Below are 23,168 nucleotides of genomic sequence, written 5' to 3'. Positions count from 1 at the left end.
CAGTAGAAGAGCTTCCGTCTGTCAGGTAGGCAGCGTGCCGAGCGGCGTGCTCGGGCGGTGTTGCGCGGCTTCATGATCGGGGTTCCGGCTTGCCAATAGACCTGCGACGCCGAACTTTCGGATGAGTTCCGGATCGCTGATGACCTCGAGGAATTTCACGACCTGCGGTGACTTGTCTCGGGCGTGGACCGCCAGTTCGCGCCGGACCGGACGGGACAGCCGGATCACCGACAGCAGCCTGGCCGATCCGTGCAGCGCCATCCTCGGCACCAGCGCCACGCCGACGCCGTACTCCACCATGCTCAGCGCGGTGGACACGTCGGGGGCGCGAACGGCGAAGCGGATCGGCACGCCCGCTCGGGCCCCCTCGCGCAGCAACGTGTCGGTGAGATCAGAGTTCGCGCCGCAGCGGATCCACGGCGCCTCGACCAGTTGTTTCCACGAGCCGTCGAAGTTGCCGCGCTGACTGGGGTGGCAGACGACGACGAGCTCTTCCTCGCCGAAGCAGTGCACCAGGCGCGAGCCGGCCTGCCCGAGCGGTCCGACGGCGAGATCGAGGCCGCCCTCCTCCAACGTCGCGTCGAGCTCGCGGAGGTCGGTGAACGCCCTGACCTCGACGCTGTCGAGGTTGCGTTCGTGGCGCATCCGGTAGACCAGCGGCGGCAACAGCTTCTGCGCGATCGTCGGCGTGGTGCCGACGGTCATCACGCCGTCGCCGAAGGACTCCCCCATGGCCATGGCCTGCCTGGCGGATTCGACCACTTTCGAGGCCTGCGCGAAGAACGCCCTGCCGAAGTCGGTGAGCCTGGAGCGGCGCGACTGTGGATCGAACACGTTGCGGCCCAACGAGGTCTCCAGCGCGTCGATCTGCTGCGACATCGCGGACGGCGTGATGCCGAATCGCCGCGCCGCCGCGGACAGCGAACCCAGTTCCACCGCGTGGACGAAGTAGTCGAACTGTCGCAGCGTGATCGCGGTGGAACTGAGTATGGGGTTTTCAGACATCGGCAACCTTCGTGTCGAGCCATCGGCAATCCACAGCCACGGTCCATTCGAATTCATTTGCGCGCCGTTGGTCCGACGAATTCGAATAGCGAGTCCCAGACGGAGCCGCCGTCGAGTTGTTGCTCCGGCTTGCGCAAGCAGTATCTACTGGAGACGACTGTTAGTCAAACCTCGGGTAACACTAAATTCGACTGTTGCTTGGATCACCGTTCGGCTCGATGCCGAATCGTCGGATCTATTTACATCTCACCTTCCGACTTGCCAATTTGTGAGGTCTGGCTTCAGCCGCATGGCGCTCGATTTACATTGCGGCGCAGGAGAACCGGCGGACACGGTGGTACAGATCGTCGAATTGGTCAAGCGTCCATTCCCGGTAGCGCCGCCCGATTGAAGCGGAGCTCAATGGCAGTAAGTCGGCATTCTCATTACCGAGCACGCATATGTGCAGAAACACAAAGGGCTGCACATGCCTTCATGCACTTTTATCAAAAGTAGCTATCGGCGGAACCAGAATTTGCTGGACGTCAATCGAGTCCCCTCGGCTGATCAGCCGACACGGCTCAGCCTGCGAGATAAACGGGCAATCGCGCATGCCCATTCGAGATGAAACTGTCCATCGGCGCGACCTCGGCAGGCTCGACGGCCAGCCGTAGGCCGGGGAAACGCGCGAACAGCGCGGGCAGCGCGATCTGCCCCTCCAATCTGGCCAGCGGCGCACCGAGGCAGTGATGGGTGCCGTATCCGAAGGCGAGGTGTTGCTCCTTGGTGTCGCGATGCACGTCGAACTCGTCGGCGGTGGACCCGTGCACCTCTGGGTCGCGGCCGGCCGCGGCATACGACGCGAGGATCGCCTCGCCCTTCGAGATGCGGACGCCACCGATGTTGAGGTCCTCGGTCGCGTACCGCAGCAAGAGGTGCGCGATGGGTGCTTGGTGGCGCAACGTCTCCTCCACCACGTCGACCCAGCCCGCCCGTCCGGCCACCACGTCGGCACGCTGCTCCTGGTGGGTCAGTAGCGCGAAGATCGCGTGGTCGAGCAGGTTCACCGTCGTCTCGTGCCCCGCGGTGATGATCAGCATGAGCGTGTCGACCAGCTCCTTCTCGGTCAGTCGGCTCCCGTCCCCGTCGTAGGTGGCGGTCAGCACGCTGGTGATGTCGTCGCCGGGCCGGTCCCTGCGGTAGGAGACGAGCTCGCTGACCAGTCCGTACATCTCGAGATAGCCGGCAACCGCCTGTTCCGGGGTGCGCGAGGTGTCGAAGAACCGGTCAACGCACGCGTGCATCGGCGGGACCAGCGCGTCCGGGACGCCGATCATCTCGCTGATCACCCGGATCGGTACCGGATAGGCGAACCGCTCCCGCAGATCGACAATGGTGCCGGGCGGGAGCGGGGCCAGCTCGTCCAGCAGATCGGCGGTGATCGCCTCGATCCGTGGGCGCATCGCCAGCGACCGGCGGTGGGTGAAGGCCGGGGACACCAGCTTCCGTAGCCGTCGATGCGCGGGGCCGTAGGCGGTGAACATGTTGTCGACGGCGACCCACGAGCGCAGCGGCCAATCCTCGGCGATCACGCCGTTCTGGAAGGCCGTCCAGTGCAGGCGCGGGTCCTTGGATACCCGCGAGTCGGTCAGCAGGGCGCGCAGCAGCGCCGTGTCGGTCACCGACCAGACCGCAACACCACCGGGCAGCACGACCGGGGTGATCGGGCCGCGCCGGCGGATCCGCGCCGACTCGCCTTGGATATCTGCGCCGGTGGCGTCCAGAACGATGGGCTGGTATTCCATGGCAAAAACTCCGAATTCTGTTGGTTCACAAGCGTGCTCGATATTCACGCGGGTGCCGAGAATGCCGATCGGGCTATCGACGTAGCCTAGAAAGACCGGCCCGGCACACGCTTGAACCACAGCGCCAGCCGGATAGAACATTCGCGCCGCGGCAATGCTTCGTGGCGAAATCGTGGTTACGCGAGGACACTGAAGGCGAAGCGCCCAATCCGTCTCGAGGAGCAATGTGATGGCATCTGACAGACCTTTCGGGATAAATCCGGAAGACCTCGAACGCGCGTTGCGGGAGGCGGGGATCGAGATCCGGGACTTTCTCGGCAAGGTCGACCGCACCGGCGTGAATACCTTGGCGTCGCTGTTCGGCCAGTTCGTGCAGCCGGAGCGCGCACGTCCGCCGAAGCCGGAGGACGAGACCACCGGCGAAACCGGCAGCGGGGTGTGGGTCATCTACCGCGTCGACGACGCGGGCGAGGCCAGGGTCGAGCAGGTGTTCCCGAGTGAGCTCGAGGCCTTGCGTGCGCATCGCGACAATACCGACGAGAACCGGCGCGTGCGGTTCCTGCCGTACGGGGTCCCCGCGACGGTGCTGGACGCGCCTTGACCGCGGCTGATCGACACCGCAGCCACCGCTGACGGGCCCGTCCGGCTCGCCTCCAGCAAAGCTCGAGTTCTGTTCCGCCACGCCGATCGCCAGCGGCGGCCGACGCGCGGGATCTACCATGCGAACACGGGGTCGAGCGAGGGCGGCCCGGATGGAGGAGCATGGTGCGCACGATGTCGGTACCACGATGACCACCGCGTTCGACGGCCCGCCCCTCGAGATCGACACTCGCCCAGCGATTCTCGACCAGTTCACGATCGATGAGACCGGCCGGACCGGGCAACGGCCGCGCGGCATCGTCTACCCGGCCGGAGTCGACGAGGTGGCCGCGGTGGTCCGGTGGGCGCGAGCCACCCGGACACCGCTCATCTGCCGAGGCGCCGGAACCAGTCTGGAAGGTCACCTGCTCGCGCAGGGAAACGAACTCATCATCGACCTGTCCCAGTCGAATTCGATTCTGGACGTCTCCCCCACCGACTTCACCGCGACGGTGCAGCCCGGGGTCACCCGCACCCAGCTCAACGCGGCCACCGTGGAATCCGGTTTGCAGTTCACGGTAGATCCCGGGGCCGACGCTTCGCTGGGTGGCATGGCGGCGACCAATGCCAGCGGCACCACCACGGTCCGCTACGGCGGCATGCACGCGAATGTCCTTGCGTTGCAGGTGGTACTCGCCGACGGCACGGTGACGCGGCTCGGTCGCGCGGTGCGCAAATCGTCGAGCGGCTACGACCTGAAAAATTTGCTCATCGGCTCGGCCGGGACGCTCGGTATCATCACCGAACTGACGGTTCGGCTACATCCGATACCGGAATGCTTACGCTCGCTGCGTGTTTCGTTTCCCACCGTGGCCGCGGCGGTCGACGCGGCCGTCGAGATGCTCGGTGCGGCACTGCCGGTGAGCAGACTGGAACTCGTCGACGCCCCCGGCATGGCCGCGCTCAACGCGTTTCGCGGCGGCGACTATTACGCCGAGACACCGGCACTGTTCATCGATATCGAATCGTCGTCGGAACCGGCGGCCATCGCCGAAGAGCAGGAGATCCAGCGGATCGTCAAGGCGCACACAGCCATCGACATCGTTGCCGCCCGCTCCCACACCGAACGGCACGCGCTCTGGGAAGACCGGCACAACCTGTTCTTCGCGCTCAAGGCGCGCCACCCCGGCAGCCGCTTCATGGTGACCGACACCGCCGTCCCGTACTCGCAGATCGCCGCCGCAGTCGACACCGCAACCCGGCTGGGCGACGAACTCGGCCTGGCGGTCAGCGTCGCCGGACACATCGGCGACGGCAACGTGCACACCATCGTCCCCTATACCGACCTGAACTATGCCGCGGTACAACAGTTCTCCGACACCTTGGTGCGCCACACCCTGTCCGTCGGCGGCACCGCGACCGGCGAGCACGGCATCGGTCTCACCAAGAAGAAGTATCTGCGCGAAGAACACGGCACCGCCGTCGACCTCATGATCGCCATCAAACGCACCCTCGACCCCGACAACCTGCTCAACCCGGGCAAGGTGCTCGACACCTGACACCGCGCCCGCCCGTCGCCTGCGACGGCCGGCCTTACTCCGCATCTTGTGTACCGGTGCGCGGCGTCAATCGTGCGGGACCCGCCGCTGCTGATCCAGCGGAACCAGGTATGCCCGCAGATCGTCGATCTTGGCTTCGATGCGTTCGGTGTTCTCCGCGTCGACCCGGAAGATCCAGTGCTTGGCACCCAGCAGCAGGATCGCCTGGAAGACGAGCTGCAGCCATTCGCTCTGCCAGTTCTCGAACGTACTGGCCAGGAAGTCCGGCCAGTAACCCGACCATTCGAATGGTTGCCCATGGTCGTGCTGCGCGTTGCGATATTCGATGAGTTGAGTGAAGAACTGGGCGGCCCACGATCCGAGAAACAACATGAGCAGCACATAGACAGCTCCCCAGCGCCTGAAATGTGTCATGTCAGCCGAGTACCCCGGGTACCGGGTTCGACTCGCTACCCGATAGCTACTGATGCAGGAGCTGTTCGTAGCCACCGGTCCACGAGGTGGCGAGGCGTCCGTCGGATGCCGCACCGCATACCGCTGACGGCGCGCGAAGACCGCGTAGGACCGTAGCTCCGACGTGCGCCGCTGCCTCGTGGAGATACGGTCCGGTGCGGAGTTGTGGGGACTAACGGATGTCGATCGTGCCGTCGAAGATCAGCGGGGTTGGACCAGGGTTGCAGGTTCGGAGCATGTTCGTCGGCATGGGCAGGCCGTAGCCGATCATGTTCGGCTGACCGCCCTGACCTTTCGTGACGGTGATCTGGATGGCCATCGCGTCAGGTGCGAACACCATCACGGGCTGGGCGGTGCTGATCGGATAGACCAGTGACACGGTGTTGCCGACGACCGTCAGGCAGGTCACGGGGCCGGTGACCTTCACCGGCAGCGGCATGTTCCCTAGCTGACCAACCGCCAGGTAGGTTCCGGTCGCGGGCCCGTCCCCCTGCCCCTGCGCCTCGATATGCAGGACGTTCATGCCGAGCACTTGCATGTTGCCATTGATCGTCACGCTGGCAGGCGCTGCCGCCGCCTGCCCGGTCGCCGCGACCGCCGCCGCCCCGGCGATAGCCATGGATAACGCGAAGCGAGTAAGCCGATTAGCCATTGAAAACACCTTTCCAGGGGGGATATGCCCGGCGGATACCCGATGCCCGAAAACCCATGCGACGCAATCTCACGGGATAATCAAGTCGATTTTTCACATTCCGACCGGTCGGGATCGTCACCGCATCGGCCGAATGTCTCGAATCGTAGTGCGAACGGTGCGAATTGGGCATCCAACCAGCACTGGACGCGCGACCCGGCGGCGGTATCCTGCGGTCAACTCGTCGAATTGAGCGAGCAATAGGGGCATGTGTTGGGCGTCAATGCGATTCGGAATTTTTCGTCCTATCGCGGTCAGTACCTGATCGGGGTATTCCTGGCGCGGGTTCGCTGCCGAGTCGATATTTCCGGTTCCGTCGAGGATCGTCGGCGGGTGCGCGATGCGCTCATCGCGGGCGGCTGGTCGGCTATTCCACATGCGGACAGCGACACCTATGTGCGGGATATCCGAGGTTCGTTGTCCAGCAGCACGATCGAGGAAGTGGTACGCCATGTCCACACGCATATCGTCGATACGCATTCACGGGCCGCCGTCGACAAGGCCTCACTGGAGCGCATCCGCTACGCGGGCCTGCGTTTCACGCACCGGCCCGCACCGCTCGAGCACGATGGCAAGCGGGTCGATGCGCTCGCCGAGATCTCGGTTGCGCCAGCCGTTCCTCAGCAACAGCCGCTACCTGCGCCGCCACCGCGCACCGTCCTTGCGCGGCTGGCCAGGCTACCCACCGTCTTGTATGGATGTCTCGAGCGGGGCGCCGAAGTCACCGCCCGGATATACCGGCGAATAACACCACAATGGCTGCGTCAGCTGGTTTTTCGCGTCATCGTCGACGAATCCACGCGTTATGCCTGGGTGCGATTCGGGCTGCTCGCCGCCAGCGGCGGCCTCGGCGTGGCCGCCGGAGTGGCCGTTGCCGACCGGTTCCCCGACCGCCCGACGGGCCCGGAGCCCGCGCTGGGTCTGATCGGCATTTCGACGGTGCTGCTGCTCGTCCTCGGCGCACTGAACCTGTTCACCAGGGTGGCCGTGCACCGGGCGGATGCCGCACTGCCCCAGGGCTATTCGCGGTGGCAAGCGGAGCGCTGGGCGAACGCCAACCGAACCGATGTCGCGCGTCTGATCGGCGCGCATCGCCACTACGCCATCCGAATGTGCTGGACAACAGGCACTCTCGTGCTGCGAATGATCGCGATGGCGGGCGCGGGGGCGCTGCTTTTCCTCTCGGCACAGACGATCTGGTTCAACTCACGGCTGCTTGCGGCGACGCTGCTGACCGTCGGCCTGCTGCTGGCCTGGATTCTGATCATCGATGCGGTGCGCCCACGCCAACGTTCGGGCTCCCGGCTGCTCGTCCGGCGGACGGCCGCCTCGGTCCTGCTGGCAGGGGTCGGCGGTGCCATGGTGCGTTTGCCGTCCTATTTCTTCTACCAGCCGCTCGGCTATCCGGCGTTCGCCTTCGAAATCGGTTGGCACGACGTCATTGTCAACGCGCGCGGCTTCATCATGGCCACGCTGGGCTCGGGAGCGTTGATCGCGATCTACTGGCTGTTCTCGCCCCGCATCACCCCGGTCTGGCGGTCGGCGTTCGCGCTGTTGTTACTCATGTGCGCGACCGTCGGCATGTTAAGCGCCATGGTCGAGGCGGGCCGACCGGCCGAGCTGATCATGCAGCAGCAATCCGTTACCGCAGGCGGCACCCGGTTCGCCGCCTGCCTCATCGAGAACAGTGACGAGCAACCGATCTGGATCATCGGCCAGTCCGCAGGCCGTTTCCTCATCGGCGACAGAGAAACGCCGACCGGTGACCCGTCTCGGATCACCAATGTCCGCATGCGCCCGAGCGGCATCGAGTATCGCATCGTGGCTGGCGGCAGTCCGTGCCGATAGCGTTCAGGATAGGATGCTTACGCTGGATCCAGCGGCCCAGGCGCCGACCAGCCGAAAACAGGGGGATGAGCATGCTTGACCGATGTCGTTGTGGCCCAACGATTGCCCGCATGGCCGATGTGGCGATAGCCTTCCGGCACTGCGCCGAGGTATATCGCGGGCCGGTGACCATACGATCGCGATCGGTGCATTCGTTATGGCGCTGATGAGTTTAGTCTTGATCGGTGTGTGGCTGACGATCGTCGTCTGGTTGCGCGGTGCAGTGCAGTTCCGACGGACCGGCGGGGCAGAAATCCGGTTCCGCGACCAGGCGGGCACCGCGCAGTGGTGGGCAAAGGTCGCCGGTATTCTCGGGTTTCTGACTTTGATCGCCGCGCCGATCGCGGAACTACTGGGGCTACAACCTTTTTCAGTGCTTGCCCGGGCCGCGGTCGGTGGCACCGGCGTGGGGCTCGTGGTTCTGGGTATAAGCCTCACGGCGGCGGCCCAGGCTGCGATGGGCACCGCGTGGCGCGCCGATGTGAATCCGCACGCACGGACCACGCTGGTCACCGACGGCCCGTTCCGCTGGGTGCGCCATCCAGTCCTCACCGGTGTGGCGACAACCTTTGTCGGCCTGGCACTCATGACGCCCAATCCGGTGGCGCTGGCGGCGCTGGCAATCATGCTGGTATGCCTGCAGATTCAGACTCGCCTCGTCGAGGAGCCGTATTTGCTGCGGGTCCTCAGCAAGGACTACGCCGCCTACGCGGCACGCACCGGCCGGTTCATACCCTGGCTGGGGCGCCTTCGCTGAAGACTGCGTGCTGCTGCCCGCTCGGCTAGCGGAAGTACGGGTAGTCCTGCACCCAGTGGAATCCGCGGCTGCGCAAGGTGAAGCTGTTCGGGTCCATGCGGTCCAGGGTGATCACCACTGTCTGGTCGTGCAGAGTACCGCGCAACGTCAGTTGATCCGGGGTGGGTCGCTCGCTGGTCAACGTCGCGAAAGGTGGCTGGGGACCGGACTTTCCGTCGATCGATGCCAGTTCCAGCTGCCCGTTGGGCCGGAAGTCGGCGTGCGCGGGCACCAGTTCACCGTTCATCCGTTGGTAGGTCGCCTGCTCCGGGTCGTCGAATACGAGACGCAGCCACCGTTTTTCGTCGGTGGTCAGCGGCGGCAGCGGCTGCCCGTCGATGGTGAAGTCCCGCACGTTCCAGATTCCGTAGAGCTCGGACTTGGGGCTGGCGGCACCGTACTGTTCCTGCCACACCACCCAGCGGTCGAAGCCACTGCCCAGCGCGATCCAGACGCCGAGGGCCACCTGAATCCATACAGCGATGCGGTTGTTCCGCTCGTCAACGAACAGCGTGGGTTGCGTCAGTGGCGCACACGCACGTTGCAGCACGAACACATCGACCAGTCGCCGCAGGTGCGGGGCCAGCAAAACCAGGCTGATCAGCAGCAGGTGCGCGGCGAGGAGCTTCTCCGGTATATCGAACGTCATGTTCAGCAGCAGGATCTGCGCCGTGCTCAGCAGGCTCATCGCGGCGCCGAGGACCGCGGTCCGTGGCACGAACAGCAGCAGCCCGGCCACCACTTCGACTGCGCCGAGCGCCATTTCATACGGGTAGGAGCTGCCGACCTGCAGCCACAGCACCGAGGCCGGACTGAAATCGCCGTACGGCTGCAACAGCTGTGCCAGCGAGGGAGCGGGCATCTGCGTGGGGATCAACTTGGCGAACCCGAACCCCACCATCTGTACGCCCAGACAGACCCGGAGGAACAGCGAGAACCACGCCAGCAGGCGCGGATAGCAGGAACGACGGTCGAGGACCGTCCACACCGCAGTGGCCGCCACCGCGACCACCAGGACGCAGAAGACCTGCACCCAGACCGCCGTCTGGTCGCCGGCGCCGGAGTCCTCGCGCAGCACGGCGTCGACCCCGAAGAGGGTACTGCCGACCCAACCGGTGACGGGGTTCAGCAGCGAGGTCACCCCCCACGGCCCGATGAATCCGTGCAGCGAGCGGCTCAGCGGGCCGAGCAGCGCGAACGGGATCATGGTGAGGAGCAGGCCGTACAGGCCGAAGTAGACGACACAGAATCGGAACGCGATCCGCGTCAGCGGAGGCCAGCCTGCCGGGGCTGAGACGGTGTCGACGTCGGTGTCGACGGCGCTGCTCACTGGTGCATCCTCGGGTCCTGGGTGGGGTCGGCATACCGGGCCGGACAGCCACGCACGGCGGCTTCGGGGCGAAGTTCGTAATGCCAGGGTTCATTCGTGTAGATCTGACACAGCCCGTACGAGGCACCGTGCCGGGACAACCACGCCGCGGCCGCGGCAGGCCCGATGTCGACCGCGTCGCCCGACACGTGCGCCGATGTCTCCGGAGCGGCCACCCAGCGGGCGGCCTCCTTCGCCGAGCCGTACTTCGAAATCGCCTCGTGCAGTAGGCGTTCCTGATACTCCGGCGAACGCCAGCCACTGTTGACGACGAAGTCGACCCCGTCGTCCGCGGCAGCCCTGGCCGCGCTGCGCAGGGCAGCGAGCAAGGCGGGGTCGAGGTTGGCCACGGACGGGATATCGTCCTCGAAGACGGTCAGGCCGTCCGGGACAGCGCCCTCCGCGACGGTCCCCCCGGGTTCGGACTCACCGTTGAACCGAGGTAGATGCGGCCGCACCGCGCCGGGTGGTCCATGGCGGTCACCGAACGGGAGGTCGAGAGACCATGCGGCGGAGGTCGACAGGGAGTTCAACGACTGGTAGACGAGGACACCGACGGGTGCCGCGCTGACGACGACCAGGCCGGCGAGGATGGCCGAGCGGACCCGGCGATGTGCCCTTCGTGCTGGTTTGCTGTTGTTCATGCCGTCAGTCAAGACAGCGCGGTGTTGCCGCCCCGTATGCGGTTTTCGATACGCCGACGATATTGCCCGGCTGGGAGAATCGAGCACCTATGCGCGTATTGATCGTGGAGGACGAACCCCTGCTGGCCTCGGCCATCCGCGATGGCCTGCGGCTCGAGGCGATCGCCGCGGACATCGCCGGTGACGGCGACGCCGCGCTGGAACTGCTGAGCGTCAACGCCTACGACATCGCCGTCCTCGACCGCGACATTCCCGGTCCGTCCGGTGACGAGGTCGCCGAGCGCATCGTCGCCACCGGCAGCGGCATGCCGATCCTGATGCTCACCGCGGCCGACCGGCTCGACGACAAGGCGACCGGTTTCGCGCTCGGCGCCGACGACTACCTCACCAAACCCTTCGACCTGCGCGAACTCGTCCTCCGACTGCGAGCACTCGACCGCAGGCGCGCTCACAACAGACCACCGGTGCGGGAGATCGCGGGCCTGCGGGTGGATCCGTTCCGCCGGGAGGTCTTCCGCGACGGCCGCTACATCGCGCTGACCAGGAAACAATTCGCGGTGCTCGAAGTCCTCGTCGCCGCCGAAGGCGGGGTCGTCAGCGCCGAGGAGCTGCTGGAACGGGCGTGGGACGAGAACGCGGACCCGTTCACCAACGCCGTGCGCATCACGGTCTCGGCGCTGCGCAAACGCCTCGGCGAACCCTGGATCATCGCCACCGTGGCCGGCGTCGGGTACCGCATCGACACGCAGGCGGACACCGGACAGGCAGCGGGCGTCCGTGGATAGGGCGCCAGGTTTGAGCGTCCGGCTCAAACTCACCCTCAGCTACGCCGGGTTCCTGATGCTCGCAGGCACCTTGGTGCTTGCGGCCGGGTTGGTCTTCTACCTCTACTTGATGCCCGAGGGCTGGCTCGACACCACCGGAAACTTCTGGATCAACCGCACGGTCCTGCTGCGCGCCTTCGCTCCTTTCATGGCCATGGTGCTGGCCTTCCTGCTGATATTCGGCCTCCTCGGCGGATGGCTGCTCGCCGGCCGTATGCTCGCCCCACTGACCCGCATCACCGAGGCGACCCGCACGGCCGCGGATGGTTCCCTCGCCCACCGGATCCGGCTGCCGGGCCGCCGAGACGAGTTTCGCGAACTGGCCGACGCCTTCGACACCATGCTCGCGCGGCTCGAAGCACACGTCGCCGAACAGCAGCGATTCGCCGCCAACGCCTCGCACGAACTGCGCACCCCGCTCGCGATCATCCAAACCCTGCTCGACGTGGCCCGCAACGATCCGGATCGCGATACCGGCGAACTACTCGCCCTGCTGCACGCGGTCAACACCCGAGCGATCAACCTCACCGAAGCACTACTGGTGCTCAGTCGAGCCGATCAACGGTCCTTCGCGCGAGAACAGGTCGATCTGTCCCTCCTCGCGGAGGAAGCGACCGAAACCCTGCTTCCCCTCGCGGAGAAGAACGGCGTCACGCTGGCGACCTCCGGCGACCTGGCCTGCGCCTTCGGCTCCCCCGCCCTCCTGTTGCAGCTGACGACGAACCTGGTGCACAACGCGATCGTCCACAATCTGCCCGAGCGGGGCACCGTCTGGATCACCACGAGCGCGCACCCCGAGGCCGCGGTACTCACCGTCGAGAACACCGGCGAAAAGCTCACTCCCCACACAGTTTCCACGCTGGTCGAGCCGTTTCAGCGCGGCACCCAACGCATCCGCACCGACCACGCGGGAGTCGGTCTCGGCCTGGCGATCGTCAAGAGCATCGCCAGAGCACACGCCGGAACCCTCACCCTCGCCCCTCGCCCGGCCGGCGGTCTCTGCGTCACGGTGCGACTGCCCACCCAGTAGTGCGGTGTGGGTCAGTAGGAAACGACGGAGGTCGTGTACGCCTCCAGTACGGTGGTGTTGTCCGCCAGGGTGATTCGCCGAACGTCGGCGCCGACCTGTTCGAAGTCGGCTTGCCCGCCTACGTGCGGGATGGCCACGGTGACCGGTTCGGCGGTCTTGTTGACCAGGAGGAGTTTGCGGCGGCCCGCGGCGGTGACGAAGGCTTGGGCGTGGATGCGGGGGTCCGGGAATACGCCAGTGGTGGTGGCCGCCAGCGCATCTCCTTCAGCGAAGTGCCGTAGTAGCAGTGCCAGCGCATGGTAGCGGGCGTTCGGGGCGCCGGTCTCCCAGTCGAGGAGGGTCACGCCGGGGATCATGCCGGGGTAGTCGATGAACTCGGAGATGCCGACCAGATCGATGCCCGATTCGATGAGCTTGCACCACAGGTACGACTGGACCGAGGCACTCAATGCCCAGTACGCGTCGGGGATTTCGGGTGCCGGATTCATCACGTCGGCCGGGTAGGTGCCCAATTCGTTGATGAAGGTCGCGGTATCGGGGGCCAGGCGCCGGCGAATGGAGTCGATGAAACGGACCTGGTCGAGGAAGGCGTCGGCTTGGGCGTAGAAGATGTCGCGCCAGTGGGAGCTGGGCGCGTTCCCTGCTGGCCCAAACGGATTCGCGATCTCGGGTTGGGCATAGAAGTGATAGGAGAACGCGTCGATTCGGGCGCCGTCGGCGTGGTTGGCCGAATCGAGGAAGTGCCAGAAGTATTCGGGCTGGTGGTGGACGTGGCTGAGGGAGAGTCCGATGAACTTCATGTCCGGGTCCAGCGGGGCCAGTCGCGTGACCACGGCGTCGTAGAGCTTGGTGTAGGTCTCCGGCGAGAGCCGGTGGCCGATATCGGGTTCGCAGAGCACCTCCCAGTAGGCGAAGCGGTAGCGGTGGCCCGACTCGTGCCGTCGGCCCAGCTCGTCGGTGAAACCGCCTGCGATGTACCAGCTGGCGATCCGGTAGAAGTAGTCGGCGACTTCACCGCAGGTGGGATCGCGCAACTCGGAGCCCTGCTCGTAGTGCCAGTGGATTTCGTCGGGATCCTCGGCAATCGCCACCGGCTCCGGTGTGACGAACATCCAGGTCGGGATCGTGGCGAAATTTGCGACTATCGGTCTGCCCTCCGCGGCCGCGACGAAGTCCTCGACAAAGGGGTCGAGCAGCTCGAAGTTCCATGAGGTCTCGGTCGCGGTCGGCGGGGTGAGCTCGGCAACCGCGACCCGGGGATGGCTGAACCAGGGCAGGAAGCGCGCGAAATCGACCCGCAGCTCGCGCAGGGCGTCGAATGCTTTGTCGTGGATCGGGGATTCGCGGCGCAGCGGTGGCGCCGTCCACAGGTGGGTGGTGAGCGTCGTCCGGGAGGTGCCGATCGTCTCTGCCCAGTTCACCGCCACCGTGGCGGGCGGTGCCGCAGGAGCGATGGGATCGAGGGTGGTCATGCGGGGCTTCCTTCTTCTGGGGTGCGTGCGAGGCCGAGGGCAGGCAGGATCGCCTGGTCGACAATCGCGGCAAGGGTGTGCGCATCGGGCAGATTCCCGGTGTCGATCTGGTGTTTGATCACGAGTGCTTCGCCGATGTCGACAACGATCGGTGTGACCAGCCGTGCGTCGATGGCACCGCGTTCGGCGTAGTGCTCGATCACGGTGCGGGTGAATCGGGTGCCGTGGGTGTCGAACACTCGGGTGTAGAGGGCTTCGACGAGTTTGGGTCGGCGCTGCCGTTCGGCGAGGATCGCCGCGACGGCCGAGGCGCTGGGTCCGGCGAGCCAGCCCACCAGCTGTTCGAGCGAGCGCAGCAGATCCGAGCGCAGGCCACCGCCGTCGAGGGTGACCGTCTCGACGGGATGGGTGTGGTCGAGCGCGTCGAGTAGGAGTTCCTCGACCGACGGCCAATGCCGGTAGATCGAGGTCTTCGCCACGCCGGCTCGGCGGGAGATGCCTTCGATCGAGAGGCGCCCCAGTCCCGTCTCCGCTACTTCGGCGATTACCGCTGTCCGACAAGCATTCCGGACATCGGCGAGGGAGCGGCGGCGTCCGGGTTGCTCTTCGATCTCAGCCATATCGGGAACTTTAGCTACGTTCCCGTAGCTCCGCAACCGTAGCTATATGGCCGTAGCTAGCGAGGAACGCGCCGCCTACTCCACCGCGCCGGGGTGCCATAACAGGACGAAAGCCGAAATCCCTGCGCCACAGTGGATTTCGGCTTTCGCAGATCAGTTGCGCCAAGCTGTGGGTCAAGCGTGCCCGCCGCCCAGCCCCGGCTTGTGCAGTTGAGGTTGGGTGCCGAAGGCGGGCCGCTCGGTGGTGTCCACCGGCTCCGGCCGCTCGACTATGGCGCCCCGGGTGTCCGTCCGAGCGGCGGTCTTGGCATCGACCTCACGCCGCGCGAAGGCGATATCGCGTGCGCTGCGCACGGACAGCCGACCAAGGGAGGTCGCGGCGAAGAACAGGATCAGCGCGCCGAGGCCGTAGAAGAAGGTCAGGTGCAGGACAGCGCGTTTCAGGTCGGACGTCGCGACCGGCTCGCCGGGTGCTCCGATGTTCAGCAGATCCGTCAGGAACGGCCCGATGATGAACCACAGGCCCGCCGCCGCGGCCAGCCAACCGCCGAAGCCGGCGACGAGGCGATTGCGGCTCGCCAGCATCAGCAAGCCGCCTACGATCGCGGTGAGGCCGGGCAGCACCTCGAGCCAGCCACGCGCCGAGGTCCACACCCACGCGTCGTCCGGGGTGAACGCGAAATCGAAGTACGGTCCGAGGAACGGAATCAGCGCACCCCAGACTCCGAGGAGTAAGACCGCGAGCCCGCCGAGGGCTCCCCGGCTACGCGGAATTCTGAGCGCCGGACCGCGGTCTGCGGAAACCTTCTCGTCGACGTTCATCAGAGCCTCCATTCGTCGAAGTAGCTGCTAGTACCGCCTACCCTCGACGCGCGGAGATATGCGCAAGATGCATAAATGGTGGGCTCAGCGCGGCGGACGCCATTCGATACGACCACCCTGGAAGTCCTGGGCGCGGCCGTCGTTGTAGTCGTACTCGTCGCTGATCGGGTAGCCGTAGCGGCCGTTCTCCCAGTTCTGGCTCGCCCAGATATCCCTGATCGGCCCGGCTACCACACGAGCGCCGGTGTCGACGGACCAGTAGATCGAACCGCCCTCGAAATGCTGGCCTGCCCCATTGTTCTTGGCGCCGAACTCGTCGATGACCGGGAAGCCGAGTCGGCCGTCCTCCCAGGACAGCGTGGCCCACTTGTCGCGGATCGCTCCCCAAGTGTTGTGCGCGCCCGTCGCCCGGGACCAGTGGATCGTGCCGCCCTCGAAGTGGTTGAAACGACCGGGTTTACGGGTCGGCAGCTCTCTGCTGGTGGGATAACGCAGAGCACCGTTCTCCCAGCCGAGGTCGCCCCATTTGGCGCGGATCGCACCGCCGATCTGATTGGCGTGACCGCCGGATACCAACGGATGCCAATAGATCGAGCTGTCCCGCTCGAACGCTTGCCACCGGCCGCCACGTGCGGCGTCGGACTCCGGGTTGATCGCGTTGCCGAAAAAGACGAACCCACCGGCCTCGTCGTATTCGACGCGGATCGCCCCGTAGATCGGGTATGGCTGCGCGACGGCCTGGGGCGCGGCGAGGGTGCTGAGCGCCGCGAGGACGACGGCGGCTCGAATGACGCGGGCGGACCGCCGCCGCCCGTGCTGCTGAATTCGCGGATCGGGTGACATAGCCCCTCCTTGCGCGCCGTATATGGCAGCCATTTTACGTGCGACCGGGCGTCTCCGACAGTGCCGAAGCCCCCACTCGACAGCTGGGTGCAGCGGCGAAATCCGCCGATAGACAGGGTGTTCCGGCTGCCGGCCCGGCCGGTGCTGCGGACCTCCGGCGGGCATGGTCACATAGGTGCGTCGTTGCTGCGAGTGTTGTAGGTGCACAGCCCGATCACCGCCGCGACGAGGATGGCGATGCTGCTGGCCAGCAATGCGCGACCGAATCCGGAGGCCAGCGCTTCCGGCGGGGCGGTCCCGGCGTGCAGCAGATGGGTGGTGTGCGACGTGGCAACGGTGGTCAGCACCGCGAGGCCGAGCGCGCCACCGAGTTGCTGGGAGCTGTTCAGCAACGAAGCCGCGAGTCCCGCTTTGTCCGGTGGCACTCCGGCATTGGCCGCGTTCGTGATTGATACCAGGACCGCACCGAGGCCGATCGACATCACCATCATGCCGGGCAGGAGGTCGGCGAGGAACTCGCCGTCGACCGGCAGCCGCGACAGCAGGAACACCCCGAGAGACGCGCTCACACATCCACCCACGATCAACGGTCGGGTCCCTACCAGCGGAATCAGTTTGGTAGAGCCGCCGGCGCCGATCCCGATGCCGAAGGTGAGCGGCAGATAGACCAGGCCGGTCTGCAGTGCGGAGTATCCGAGCACGTTCTGCATATAGAGGGTGAGGAAGAAGAACATTGACAGGAATCCGGCGATCGCGATCAACTGGGTGGCGTCGGCGGCCGCGAGGCCACGCACCCGGAAAATCGACAATGGCATCAACGGATTCGGGTGCCGGTATTCGTTCACCACGAACGCCACCAGCAGCACCGTCGCGCCCGCGAGGCAGAGGATCGTGGACAGCGAGTCCCAACCCGTGTGCGGTGCCTCCACCACCGCGTAGACCAGTAGCAGCAGTCCCCCGGTACCGAGAACTGCACCGGCGGTGTCGAAGTCCCGGCTCGGCGCGCGGCGTCGATCATCGGGCAGCAGCCGATAGATCGCCACGAGGAGCAACGCACAGATGACGGGGTTGATCAGCAACACCGAGCGCCATCCGAAATACTCGGTCAGCACACCACCGAGCAGCACACCGGCGGTCGAGGCCAGCCCGATCATCGCGCCCCAGGCACCAAGGGCTCGGTGCCGATCGGAACCCTCCGCGAAAGTGGTCGTCACCAGCGACAGCGCCGCAGGCATCAGCAATGCCGCACCGGCGCCCTGGATCAGCCGGGCACCGACGAGAAGTGGTGCGGTGGTGGCGCACCCACCGATCAGCGATGCGAGAGCGAACACCACCACACCGGCGACGAGCACGCGCCTGCGCCCGACCAAGTCGGCCGCGCGACCGCCGAGCAGCATGAAACCGCCATAGGTCAGCAGATAACCGGTCGCCACCCACTGCAAGCCCTGCTCGGAGAAGTCGAGTTGATGCTGGATCGAGGGCAGCGCCACATTGACGATCACCGCGTCCATGAAATCGAGAAAACCGATCGAACACAGCAACGCGAGGATCAGCCTGCCGCGCCAACTCGACAGAACAGCTGAATTTTCCACCGCGCGTGTCATGACAAGATGCTCTTTCTCAGAAGGAAAGCTCTTCGAATCAGGTGTCCCCATTACCGATTTCAGCCAGGCACCACAACGACCGGTCAGCTGATGCGGACGTCCCTGCACGAGGCCATCCCTGCGGTTGATATAATCAACCATGATGGATGAAGTCAAGCACGAGTCGAAAAAAACCCGCTCGTACGGGCAGTTCTGCGCCCTCGCGCGCGCCCTCGACATCGTTGGCGAGCGCTGGACGTTGTTGATCGTGCGCGAGCTGCTCCCCGGCCCGATGCGCTACACCGAGCTGAAGACCTCCCTGGCGGGGATCGCGACCAACCTCCTGGCGGAGCGGCTGCGGACGCTGGAGTCGAACGGCATCGTGCAGCGCCAGCTCGGCGACGCGGGAGTTTGCTATGCCCTGACGCCATGGGGCGCGAGCCTCCGGGAGCCCATGGAGGCCCTCGGCAGATGGGGCGCACCGCTGCTGATGACCGGGCGTAACGACGATTCGTTCCAGCCGCGCTGGCTGGCGCTCGCTCTTCCCGCTCTGCTCCGCGGGGTCACGGCAACTCCGCCCGTCGAGCTCGGCATCGAGACGGACGGATTCCGCATGGTCCTGCGTATCGACGAGGACGGCGCCAGCGCGACGGCCTCGCCCGATCGGCAGCCGGCCACGATCTTCACCGCCGCGCCGGAGGTCGTCGTCGGGCTCGCCGCAGGCGGGCTCACGGTCGACCAGGCCCTCGCCGTGGGAGATCTGCACGGCGACAAGCGGATCCTCAACACCGCGTTTCCGACGGGACGGACGATCGCCGCGACGCCGTCAGCGACAGACGACTGACCGGTATCACGAGCAGCGAAGAGTTGCGCTATCGCGTTGCACCCTAAAACTTACAGCTGTTAGCCCTTGCCTCCAGTCGACTTACATGCGTAGCCTTACGAGCGTTAGCCAATAAAAGTACGAATAGAGGCAGGTCAAGTGAGCAAGGTGTGGTTGATTACCGGGGTGTCGCGAGGGTCGGGCCGCGAGTGGGCTTGTGCCGCGCTGGAACGAGGCGACCGAGTGGCGGGTACCGCCCGCGACATCGCCGCATTGGCGGATCTGACTGACGCATTCCCGGAGACGTTTCTGCCGTTGCCGTTGGAGGTGACCGACCGCTCCGCTGATTTCGCAGCGGTCGAGCAGACCGTGCGGCATTTCGGCCGACTCGATGTGGTGCTGAACAATGCCGGGTTCATGCAGTTCGGCATGGTCGAGGAGCTCACAGAGCAACAGATCAGGGCGGAGCTGGAGACCAATCTTCTTGGCTCACTGTGGGTTACCCAGGCGGCGCTGCCGATGCTGCGGGCGCAAGGCAGCGGCCACATCATCCAGGTCTCCAGCCTCTGGGGAATTGTGGCGTCGCCGAATGTCGGAGCGTACAACGCGTCGAAGTGGGCGCTGGAGGGGTTGTCCCAGTCCCTGGCCGCTGAGGTCGCCGGCTTCGGCATTCACGTCACTCTGCTCGAACCCGCCAGCTACGACACCGGATTCACGTTGACCACCTTCGCCACCGAGAATCCGGCGTACGACCAGGTTCGCGCCGACCCCGATTACGCGGCGCAGCGCTACGGCAACCCCGGCGCGACCCGTGCCGCCATCCTGGCCCTGGTCGACGCCGATAAACCCCCGCTGCGCCTGCTGCTGGGAGCCGATGCGCTGCGGATCGTGACAGCGGAGTACGAGTCCCGGCTCGCCACATGGACCGAATGGCAGTCAGTTTCTCTTGCAGCGCAGGGCAATTGACCCCAACAGAACCGTACTGTCGCCGGGCCAGGCGAGTCGCCCGTAACATGTTGCTTCCCAGCCCGATTCATTCCACAGGCGAGGGCAGGACAGTGGAATGGACAAAAGTGGACTATCGCCGACGCGGCGCCTATGGCAGCAATGGCAACTGACGCGAGCGCAGTACAACATGATCCGCTCGCAGCGGCCACTCAATCTGGTGCCGCCACTGCTCGGCGCAGTCACGGCGCTCGCACTGATCGCCGGCGGAATAATAGCGTTCGAGCACGCCGATACCGGGACACGCGTCGAGGACACTCAGAACACCGAATGCACCCGACTGTGGGTGGAGGGCAGCACGCTCCCGCTGTGCCCGATCATGTTCCTGGTACACATCAGACAGTATCCCCTCCCCTGATCCGACCACCAGAGTCCGCTCACCTCACCGTCGGGGTTTCGATATCAGGAAGGGAAGTATGGCGGTGGCGAGGAAAGTGGCTGTCGCGATGAGGAGGGCGGTTTCGTGGGCCGCTTGGGTCGGCCAGTGGGTGCCGAGTATCTGGTCGCTGCTGAGCACGGCGCCGGTGACGGCGCTGCCCGCGGCGGCGCCGATGGTGCGGAACACGACGTTCATTCCGTTGGCGGCGCCGAGTTGGTCGAGTGGCACCGCATCGTTGATGTAGGCGCGGATCGCGGTGAAGGCGAATCCGGTGCCGATACCGAACAGCGCACTGGCCGAGTAGAGGTCGAGTTCCGTGTTCTGCTTGACCACGAGGAGTGCCACTCCGGCGGCGCTGAGTATGCCGCCGAGTACCAGTGTCGGGCGCGATCCGAATCTGTTGAGTAGCGCGCCCCCGGTGATACCCGCGAGCAGATTACCCGCGGCGCTCGGCAGCAGCATCAGGCCCGCACCCAATGCCGTTGTGGTGAAACCGGATTCCCTCGGGGTTTGTGCGAGGCTGCTGATGGCGATGAACGAGCCGTACATGCCGAAAGCGCTCAGCGCGGCGGCGATGTTGCCGAAGGCGACCGGGCGCATCGTGAGCAGCGTCATGTCGATGACCGGGTATCGCACGCGCCGCTCTACTACACACCACACGATCACGAACACCATTGCCGCACAGAGCAAGCCGGGCACCACCCAGTCCGTCCAGCCCCACGTGTTGCCCTGGCTGATCGCGACGAGCAACGCCAGCAACCACAAAGCCAGCGTGAGCGCCCCCCACGGATCCGCGCCACGCTCGGTGCCGGGCACTCGGTCGGCGGGCAGACCCCACACGACCGCAACCAGCGCAAGCAGACTGAGAATCACCAGCAGCCAGAACACGGACTGGTAACTCCACCGCACCATCAGCACCCCGCTGGCAAGGATGCCGAACGCCGCACCGACTCCCGTGCTGACACTGACCAGTGCGAGCCCACTCGCCACCCGCTTCGGCGGCAACTCGGCCCGGATCACGCTGATCGCAGGCGGCAGCACCCCCGCTCCGGCGCCTTGGAGCACCCTGGCCGCGAGCAGCAGCCCGTAGGAATCGCTGAGCGCCGCCAGCAGCGCGCCGGCTGCCGCGATCGACAGGCACAGAATCAACACCAGTTTGCGGCCGCGCAGATCGCCCAATCGGCCGAACAACGGCGTCCCCACCGCCGCCGCCAGCAGATTGGCGGTCATCACCCAACTGACCGCAGCGGCGGATACGCCGAATTCCCCTGCCAGCGCGGGCAATATCGGCATGACAGCCGTCTGCGCCATCGGTGCCACGATCATCGCGAGCAGCAGCACCGCCAGCAGCAGGCGCGACCGGCGCACCGGCGCAATGACAGTTCCGGTCATCGGCGCTTCGCCGACGCCAGCACATGGGCGGTCGTCACGAGGTCGAGAAAAGAGTGACCATTCGAGCTGAAAATCGTTCGCTGCGCCCGCAAATCGTCGCCGGCACCGAGCATGTCCTCGAGTTCCAGTGCGGTGCTGTGTAACTCGCCGGACTCGGTGACGGCGCTCGCCCTGTCCTCGACGATCACCACACTGCCGGCGAGTTGTTCGGTGCTGACCTCCCGCGAGCGCGGCGTGTGCGCGCCCATGCAGTTGACGTGCACGGGCGCGCGGAGATCGAACTCGCCCAGGATCGGCTCGCTCGACGTGGTGGCGGTACAGACGACATCCTGCCCTTCCACCGCCGCGCGCAGATCTCGCGCGACCCGGACCTCGGTGGCACGCGGGAGCAGCGTTCGCGCCCGGTCGGCGAAGGCCTCGGTTCGGCCGGCGTGGCGCCCGTACACGGTGACGACGTCCAGCTCGCGTACCGTGGCGACGCCGCGGATCTGTTGCAAGGCAAGGGCTCCCGCGCCCACCACACCGAGTCTGCGCGCGTCGCCGATCGCACAGCTGTCGGTCACCAGCCCGGTGACCGCCGCACACTTGATATCCGTCAGCGCCGCACCGTCCAGCACGGCGAGCAGATCACCGGTGGCGGTGTCGAAGGCGACGACGACGGCGTTGACGGTCCTCGTGCCGGGTAACTTCACCAAAGCGGCGACCTTCGTGATGAACAGCCCGTGCGCGGTGCTGATCGACGGCATAGCGCCGAACACGCTGTAGGGTTCCATGCGCTTGCTCACGAACTTCATCGGCGTCACCGCCTGACGGCGCTGCCCCGCCCGCAGCGACTCCCCCAGTTCGGCCACCAGCACGGGAAGGTCGACCGCTGCGGCCACCTGTGCCTCGCTCATCGGCCGCATGGGGTCCCCCGGCGGCGCATCATCGAACTTCGGCGACTCGACAGTCTCGTTCATCTATGCCCTCCCAGCGTCCGCCCTCGCACGGCATGCAGCGGAACCTCGTTCAGTGAGCGACGTTTCGTCGGCGCACCTGATCCCACAGCGCGAGCATTCTCAGTACCTAGTCTTTTCGTCGATCCCGGTGGCCTGGGTCGGCACCAGAAAACTACGTTCGAACGTGAGCACCACCTCGCCGGTCGACTTCACCCCCCTCGTGCGGCAGGTGACTATGCCGTCACCAGGTCGACTGTTGGACAGCCGTTTTCCGGTGATCTCGCTGTCGGCGTACAACGTGTCGCCAGCGAACACCGGCTCGGTCAACCGGATGTTGTCCCAGCCGAGGTTGGCGATGGCTTGTCCGCTGGTGCTGCGGGCAGCCATGCCACCGACGATGCTGAGCGTCACGAGGCTGGACACCAGCGGCCGACCCCACTGCGTGTGTTCACAATAGGCCGCGTCGATGTGCAGCGGCGAGGTGTTCATGCTGAGCATGCTCATCAGGACGTTGTCCAGCTCGGTCACGGTGCGACCCGGCCGATGCTCGAACACATCCCCCACGGTGAACTGTTCGTAACGGAACCCGAGTGTCTCCCGGTAGCGCTGGGCGCCGATCTGCCGGTATCCGCTGAATTCGAGTTTGTCCATGGTGCCTCCAGGCCGACGA

At 65.8% G+C, this 23,168-nt stretch carries 23 protein-coding genes; 9 read left to right on the top strand and 14 right to left on the bottom strand.

Annotated features, from left to right (window positions below):
- Positions 1 to 21: 21 nt before the first annotated feature.
- Together ACIHA7_RS07865 and ACIHA7_RS07860 are read right to left on the bottom strand one after the other, a co-directional pair.
- Positions 22 to 1,005: a LysR family transcriptional regulator gene (locus ACIHA7_RS07865; RefSeq protein ID WP_397286841.1), complete on the bottom strand. Its 984-nt coding sequence runs from the start codon at positions 1,003 to 1,005 to the stop codon at positions 22 to 24.
- Between the two features lie 560 nt (positions 1,006 to 1,565).
- Complete coding sequence (locus ACIHA7_RS07860) at positions 1,566 to 2,789, bottom strand: cytochrome P450 (RefSeq protein ID WP_397286839.1); 1,224 nt, start codon at positions 2,787 to 2,789, stop codon at positions 1,566 to 1,568.
- A 229-nt stretch (positions 2,790 to 3,018) separates the two neighbouring features.
- On the opposite strand from ACIHA7_RS07860, the gene ACIHA7_RS07855 reads away from it, so the two are divergent.
- Together ACIHA7_RS07855 and ACIHA7_RS07850 are read left to right on the top strand one after the other, a co-directional pair.
- Positions 3,019 to 3,390, top strand: coding sequence for a hypothetical protein (locus ACIHA7_RS07855; protein WP_397286837.1), 372 nt, complete (start codon positions 3,019 to 3,021; stop codon positions 3,388 to 3,390).
- Between the two features lie 151 nt (positions 3,391 to 3,541).
- Positions 3,542 to 4,927 (top strand): FAD-binding oxidoreductase, encoded by a 1,386-nt coding sequence (locus ACIHA7_RS07850; protein WP_397286835.1) that lies wholly within the window; start codon positions 3,542 to 3,544, stop codon positions 4,925 to 4,927.
- Between the two features lie 66 nt (positions 4,928 to 4,993).
- Here the strand turns inward: ACIHA7_RS07850 and ACIHA7_RS07845 are convergent, their stop codons facing one another.
- Both ACIHA7_RS07845 and ACIHA7_RS07840 read right to left on the bottom strand, forming a co-directional pair.
- Positions 4,994 to 5,341, bottom strand: coding sequence for a DUF6766 family protein (locus tag ACIHA7_RS07845; RefSeq protein ID WP_397286833.1), 348 nt, complete (start codon positions 5,339 to 5,341; stop codon positions 4,994 to 4,996).
- 211 nt (positions 5,342 to 5,552) lie between these two features.
- Positions 5,553 to 6,032 (bottom strand): hypothetical protein, encoded by a 480-nt coding sequence (locus ACIHA7_RS07840; RefSeq protein ID WP_397286831.1) that lies wholly within the window; start codon positions 6,030 to 6,032, stop codon positions 5,553 to 5,555.
- A gap of 372 nt (positions 6,033 to 6,404) precedes the next feature.
- Here ACIHA7_RS07840 and ACIHA7_RS07835 point away from each other — a divergent pair, with 372 nt between their 5' ends.
- Entirely contained in the window at positions 6,405 to 7,919 is a 1,515-nt protein-coding gene (locus ACIHA7_RS07835) for a hypothetical protein (RefSeq protein WP_397286829.1), read from the top strand.
- A 196-nt stretch (positions 7,920 to 8,115) separates the two neighbouring features.
- On the top strand, positions 8,116 to 8,715 hold the full coding sequence (locus ACIHA7_RS07830) for a methyltransferase family protein (RefSeq protein WP_397286827.1): 600 nt from the start codon (positions 8,116 to 8,118) through the stop codon (positions 8,713 to 8,715).
- 25 nt (positions 8,716 to 8,740) lie between these two features.
- On the opposite strand, the gene ACIHA7_RS07825 is transcribed toward ACIHA7_RS07830, so the two are convergent.
- Positions 8,741 to 10,084 carry a DoxX family protein gene (locus ACIHA7_RS07825; RefSeq protein WP_397286825.1) on the bottom strand — a complete coding sequence of 448 codons (1,344 nt, stop codon included), beginning with the start codon at positions 10,082 to 10,084 and terminating at the stop codon, positions 8,741 to 8,743.
- Entirely contained in the window at positions 10,081 to 10,767 is a 687-nt protein-coding gene (locus ACIHA7_RS07820; protein ID WP_397286823.1) for a M15 family metallopeptidase, read from the bottom strand. The genes ACIHA7_RS07825 and ACIHA7_RS07820 overlap by 4 nt, the downstream gene beginning before the upstream one ends.
- Before the next feature lie 89 nt (positions 10,768 to 10,856).
- Between ACIHA7_RS07820 and ACIHA7_RS07815 the strand changes: the two genes are divergently transcribed.
- Together ACIHA7_RS07815 and ACIHA7_RS07810 are read left to right on the top strand one after the other, a co-directional pair.
- On the top strand, positions 10,857 to 11,552 hold the full coding sequence (locus tag ACIHA7_RS07815) for a response regulator transcription factor (protein ID WP_397286821.1): 696 nt from the start codon (positions 10,857 to 10,859) through the stop codon (positions 11,550 to 11,552).
- Between the two features lie 10 nt (positions 11,553 to 11,562).
- Positions 11,563 to 12,621: a sensor histidine kinase gene (locus tag ACIHA7_RS07810; protein ID WP_397286819.1), complete on the top strand. Its 1,059-nt coding sequence runs from the start codon at positions 11,563 to 11,565 to the stop codon at positions 12,619 to 12,621.
- Positions 12,622 to 12,632: 11 nt separating this feature from the next.
- On the opposite strand, the gene ACIHA7_RS07805 is transcribed toward ACIHA7_RS07810, so the two are convergent.
- The 5 genes from ACIHA7_RS07805 to ACIHA7_RS07785 all read right to left on the bottom strand — a co-directional run bounded on the left by ACIHA7_RS07805 (position 12,633) and on the right by ACIHA7_RS07785 (position 17,982).
- Complete coding sequence (locus ACIHA7_RS07805) at positions 12,633 to 14,093, bottom strand: hypothetical protein (protein WP_397286817.1); 1,461 nt, start codon at positions 14,091 to 14,093, stop codon at positions 12,633 to 12,635.
- Positions 14,090 to 14,713, bottom strand: coding sequence for a TetR/AcrR family transcriptional regulator (locus tag ACIHA7_RS07800; RefSeq protein WP_397286815.1), 624 nt, complete (start codon positions 14,711 to 14,713; stop codon positions 14,090 to 14,092). Before ACIHA7_RS07800 ends, ACIHA7_RS07805 begins: the two co-directional genes overlap by 4 nt.
- Before the next feature lie 174 nt (positions 14,714 to 14,887).
- Positions 14,888 to 15,535 (bottom strand): hypothetical protein, encoded by a 648-nt coding sequence (locus ACIHA7_RS07795; RefSeq protein ID WP_397286813.1) that lies wholly within the window; start codon positions 15,533 to 15,535, stop codon positions 14,888 to 14,890.
- Positions 15,536 to 15,619: 84 nt separating this feature from the next.
- Positions 15,620 to 16,378 carry an LGFP repeat-containing protein gene (locus ACIHA7_RS07790; RefSeq protein ID WP_397286811.1) on the bottom strand — a complete coding sequence of 253 codons (759 nt, stop codon included), beginning with the start codon at positions 16,376 to 16,378 and terminating at the stop codon, positions 15,620 to 15,622.
- 167 nt (positions 16,379 to 16,545) lie between these two features.
- Positions 16,546 to 17,982: an MFS transporter gene (locus ACIHA7_RS07785; RefSeq protein ID WP_397286809.1), complete on the bottom strand. Its 1,437-nt coding sequence runs from the start codon at positions 17,980 to 17,982 to the stop codon at positions 16,546 to 16,548.
- A 142-nt stretch (positions 17,983 to 18,124) separates the two neighbouring features.
- On the opposite strand from ACIHA7_RS07785, the gene ACIHA7_RS07780 reads away from it, so the two are divergent.
- The 3 genes from ACIHA7_RS07780 (at position 18,125) to ACIHA7_RS07770 (ending at position 20,147) form a co-directional block, all read left to right on the top strand.
- On the top strand, positions 18,125 to 18,805 hold the full coding sequence (locus tag ACIHA7_RS07780) for a winged helix-turn-helix transcriptional regulator (RefSeq protein ID WP_397286807.1): 681 nt from the start codon (positions 18,125 to 18,127) through the stop codon (positions 18,803 to 18,805).
- A 138-nt stretch (positions 18,806 to 18,943) separates the two neighbouring features.
- Entirely contained in the window at positions 18,944 to 19,750 is an 807-nt protein-coding gene (locus ACIHA7_RS07775; protein WP_397286805.1) for an SDR family NAD(P)-dependent oxidoreductase, read from the top strand.
- 97 nt (positions 19,751 to 19,847) lie between these two features.
- A complete protein-coding gene (locus tag ACIHA7_RS07770) occupies positions 19,848 to 20,147 on the top strand; it encodes a hypothetical protein (RefSeq protein ID WP_397286803.1) in 300 nt (99 codons plus the stop codon).
- Positions 20,148 to 20,171: 24 nt separating this feature from the next.
- Here ACIHA7_RS07770 and ACIHA7_RS07765 read toward each other — a convergent pair whose 3' ends face one another.
- The 3 genes from ACIHA7_RS07765 to ACIHA7_RS07755 form a co-directional block, all read right to left on the bottom strand.
- Positions 20,172 to 21,560, bottom strand: a complete 1,389-nt coding sequence (locus tag ACIHA7_RS07765) for an MFS transporter (protein ID WP_397286801.1) — start codon at positions 21,558 to 21,560, stop codon at positions 20,172 to 20,174.
- Positions 21,557 to 22,519 carry an ornithine cyclodeaminase family protein gene (locus ACIHA7_RS07760; RefSeq protein WP_397286799.1) on the bottom strand — a complete coding sequence of 321 codons (963 nt, stop codon included), beginning with the start codon at positions 22,517 to 22,519 and terminating at the stop codon, positions 21,557 to 21,559. The genes ACIHA7_RS07765 and ACIHA7_RS07760 overlap by 4 nt, the downstream gene beginning before the upstream one ends.
- 99 nt (positions 22,520 to 22,618) lie before the next feature.
- On the bottom strand, positions 22,619 to 23,149 hold the full coding sequence (locus ACIHA7_RS07755) for a MaoC family dehydratase (protein WP_397286797.1): 531 nt from the start codon (positions 23,147 to 23,149) through the stop codon (positions 22,619 to 22,621).
- Between the last annotated feature and the right edge of the window lie 19 nt (positions 23,150 to 23,168).

The organism is Nocardia sp. NPDC052316, assembly GCF_044547795.1.
Taxonomy (GTDB): domain Bacteria; phylum Actinomycetota; class Actinomycetes; order Mycobacteriales; family Mycobacteriaceae; genus Nocardia.
Note: the sequence above shows the minus strand (reverse complement) of the source record. Positions and strands in the feature narration are given on the sequence as shown.

Bases quoted from the DNA above. Each gene is read 5' to 3' on its own strand.
- ACIHA7_RS07865 (WP_397286841.1), bottom strand. From the start codon at position 1,005: ATGTCTGAAAACCCCATACTCAGTTCCACCGCGATCACGCTGCGACAG.
- ACIHA7_RS07860 (WP_397286839.1), bottom strand. From the start codon at position 2,789: ATGGAATACCAGCCCATCGTTCTGGACGCCACCGGCGCAGATATCCAA.
- ACIHA7_RS07855 (WP_397286837.1), top strand. From the start codon at position 3,019: ATGGCATCTGACAGACCTTTCGGGATAAATCCGGAAGACCTCGAACGC.
- ACIHA7_RS07850 (WP_397286835.1), top strand. From the start codon at position 3,542: ATGGAGGAGCATGGTGCGCACGATGTCGGTACCACGATGACCACCGCG.
- ACIHA7_RS07845 (WP_397286833.1), bottom strand. From the start codon at position 5,341: ATGACACATTTCAGGCGCTGGGGAGCTGTCTATGTGCTGCTCATGTTG.
- ACIHA7_RS07840 (WP_397286831.1), bottom strand. From the start codon at position 6,032: ATGGCTAATCGGCTTACTCGCTTCGCGTTATCCATGGCTATCGCCGGG.
- ACIHA7_RS07830 (WP_397286827.1), top strand. From the start codon at position 8,116: ATGGCGCTGATGAGTTTAGTCTTGATCGGTGTGTGGCTGACGATCGTC.
- ACIHA7_RS07820 (WP_397286823.1), bottom strand. From the start codon at position 10,767: ATGAACAACAGCAAACCAGCACGAAGGGCACATCGCCGGGTCCGCTCG.
- ACIHA7_RS07815 (WP_397286821.1), top strand. From the start codon at position 10,857: ATGCGCGTATTGATCGTGGAGGACGAACCCCTGCTGGCCTCGGCCATC.
- ACIHA7_RS07805 (WP_397286817.1), bottom strand. From the start codon at position 14,093: ATGACCACCCTCGATCCCATCGCTCCTGCGGCACCGCCCGCCACGGTG.
- ACIHA7_RS07800 (WP_397286815.1), bottom strand. From the start codon at position 14,713: ATGGCTGAGATCGAAGAGCAACCCGGACGCCGCCGCTCCCTCGCCGAT.
- ACIHA7_RS07795 (WP_397286813.1), bottom strand. From the start codon at position 15,535: ATGAACGTCGACGAGAAGGTTTCCGCAGACCGCGGTCCGGCGCTCAGA.
- ACIHA7_RS07790 (WP_397286811.1), bottom strand. From the start codon at position 16,378: ATGTCACCCGATCCGCGAATTCAGCAGCACGGGCGGCGGCGGTCCGCC.
- ACIHA7_RS07785 (WP_397286809.1), bottom strand. From the start codon at position 17,982: ATGACACGCGCGGTGGAAAATTCAGCTGTTCTGTCGAGTTGGCGCGGC.
- ACIHA7_RS07780 (WP_397286807.1), top strand. From the start codon at position 18,125: ATGGATGAAGTCAAGCACGAGTCGAAAAAAACCCGCTCGTACGGGCAG.
- ACIHA7_RS07770 (WP_397286803.1), top strand. From the start codon at position 19,848: ATGGACAAAAGTGGACTATCGCCGACGCGGCGCCTATGGCAGCAATGG.
- ACIHA7_RS07765 (WP_397286801.1), bottom strand. From the start codon at position 21,560: ATGACCGGAACTGTCATTGCGCCGGTGCGCCGGTCGCGCCTGCTGCTG.
- ACIHA7_RS07760 (WP_397286799.1), bottom strand. From the start codon at position 22,519: ATGAACGAGACTGTCGAGTCGCCGAAGTTCGATGATGCGCCGCCGGGG.
- ACIHA7_RS07755 (WP_397286797.1), bottom strand. From the start codon at position 23,149: ATGGACAAACTCGAATTCAGCGGATACCGGCAGATCGGCGCCCAGCGC.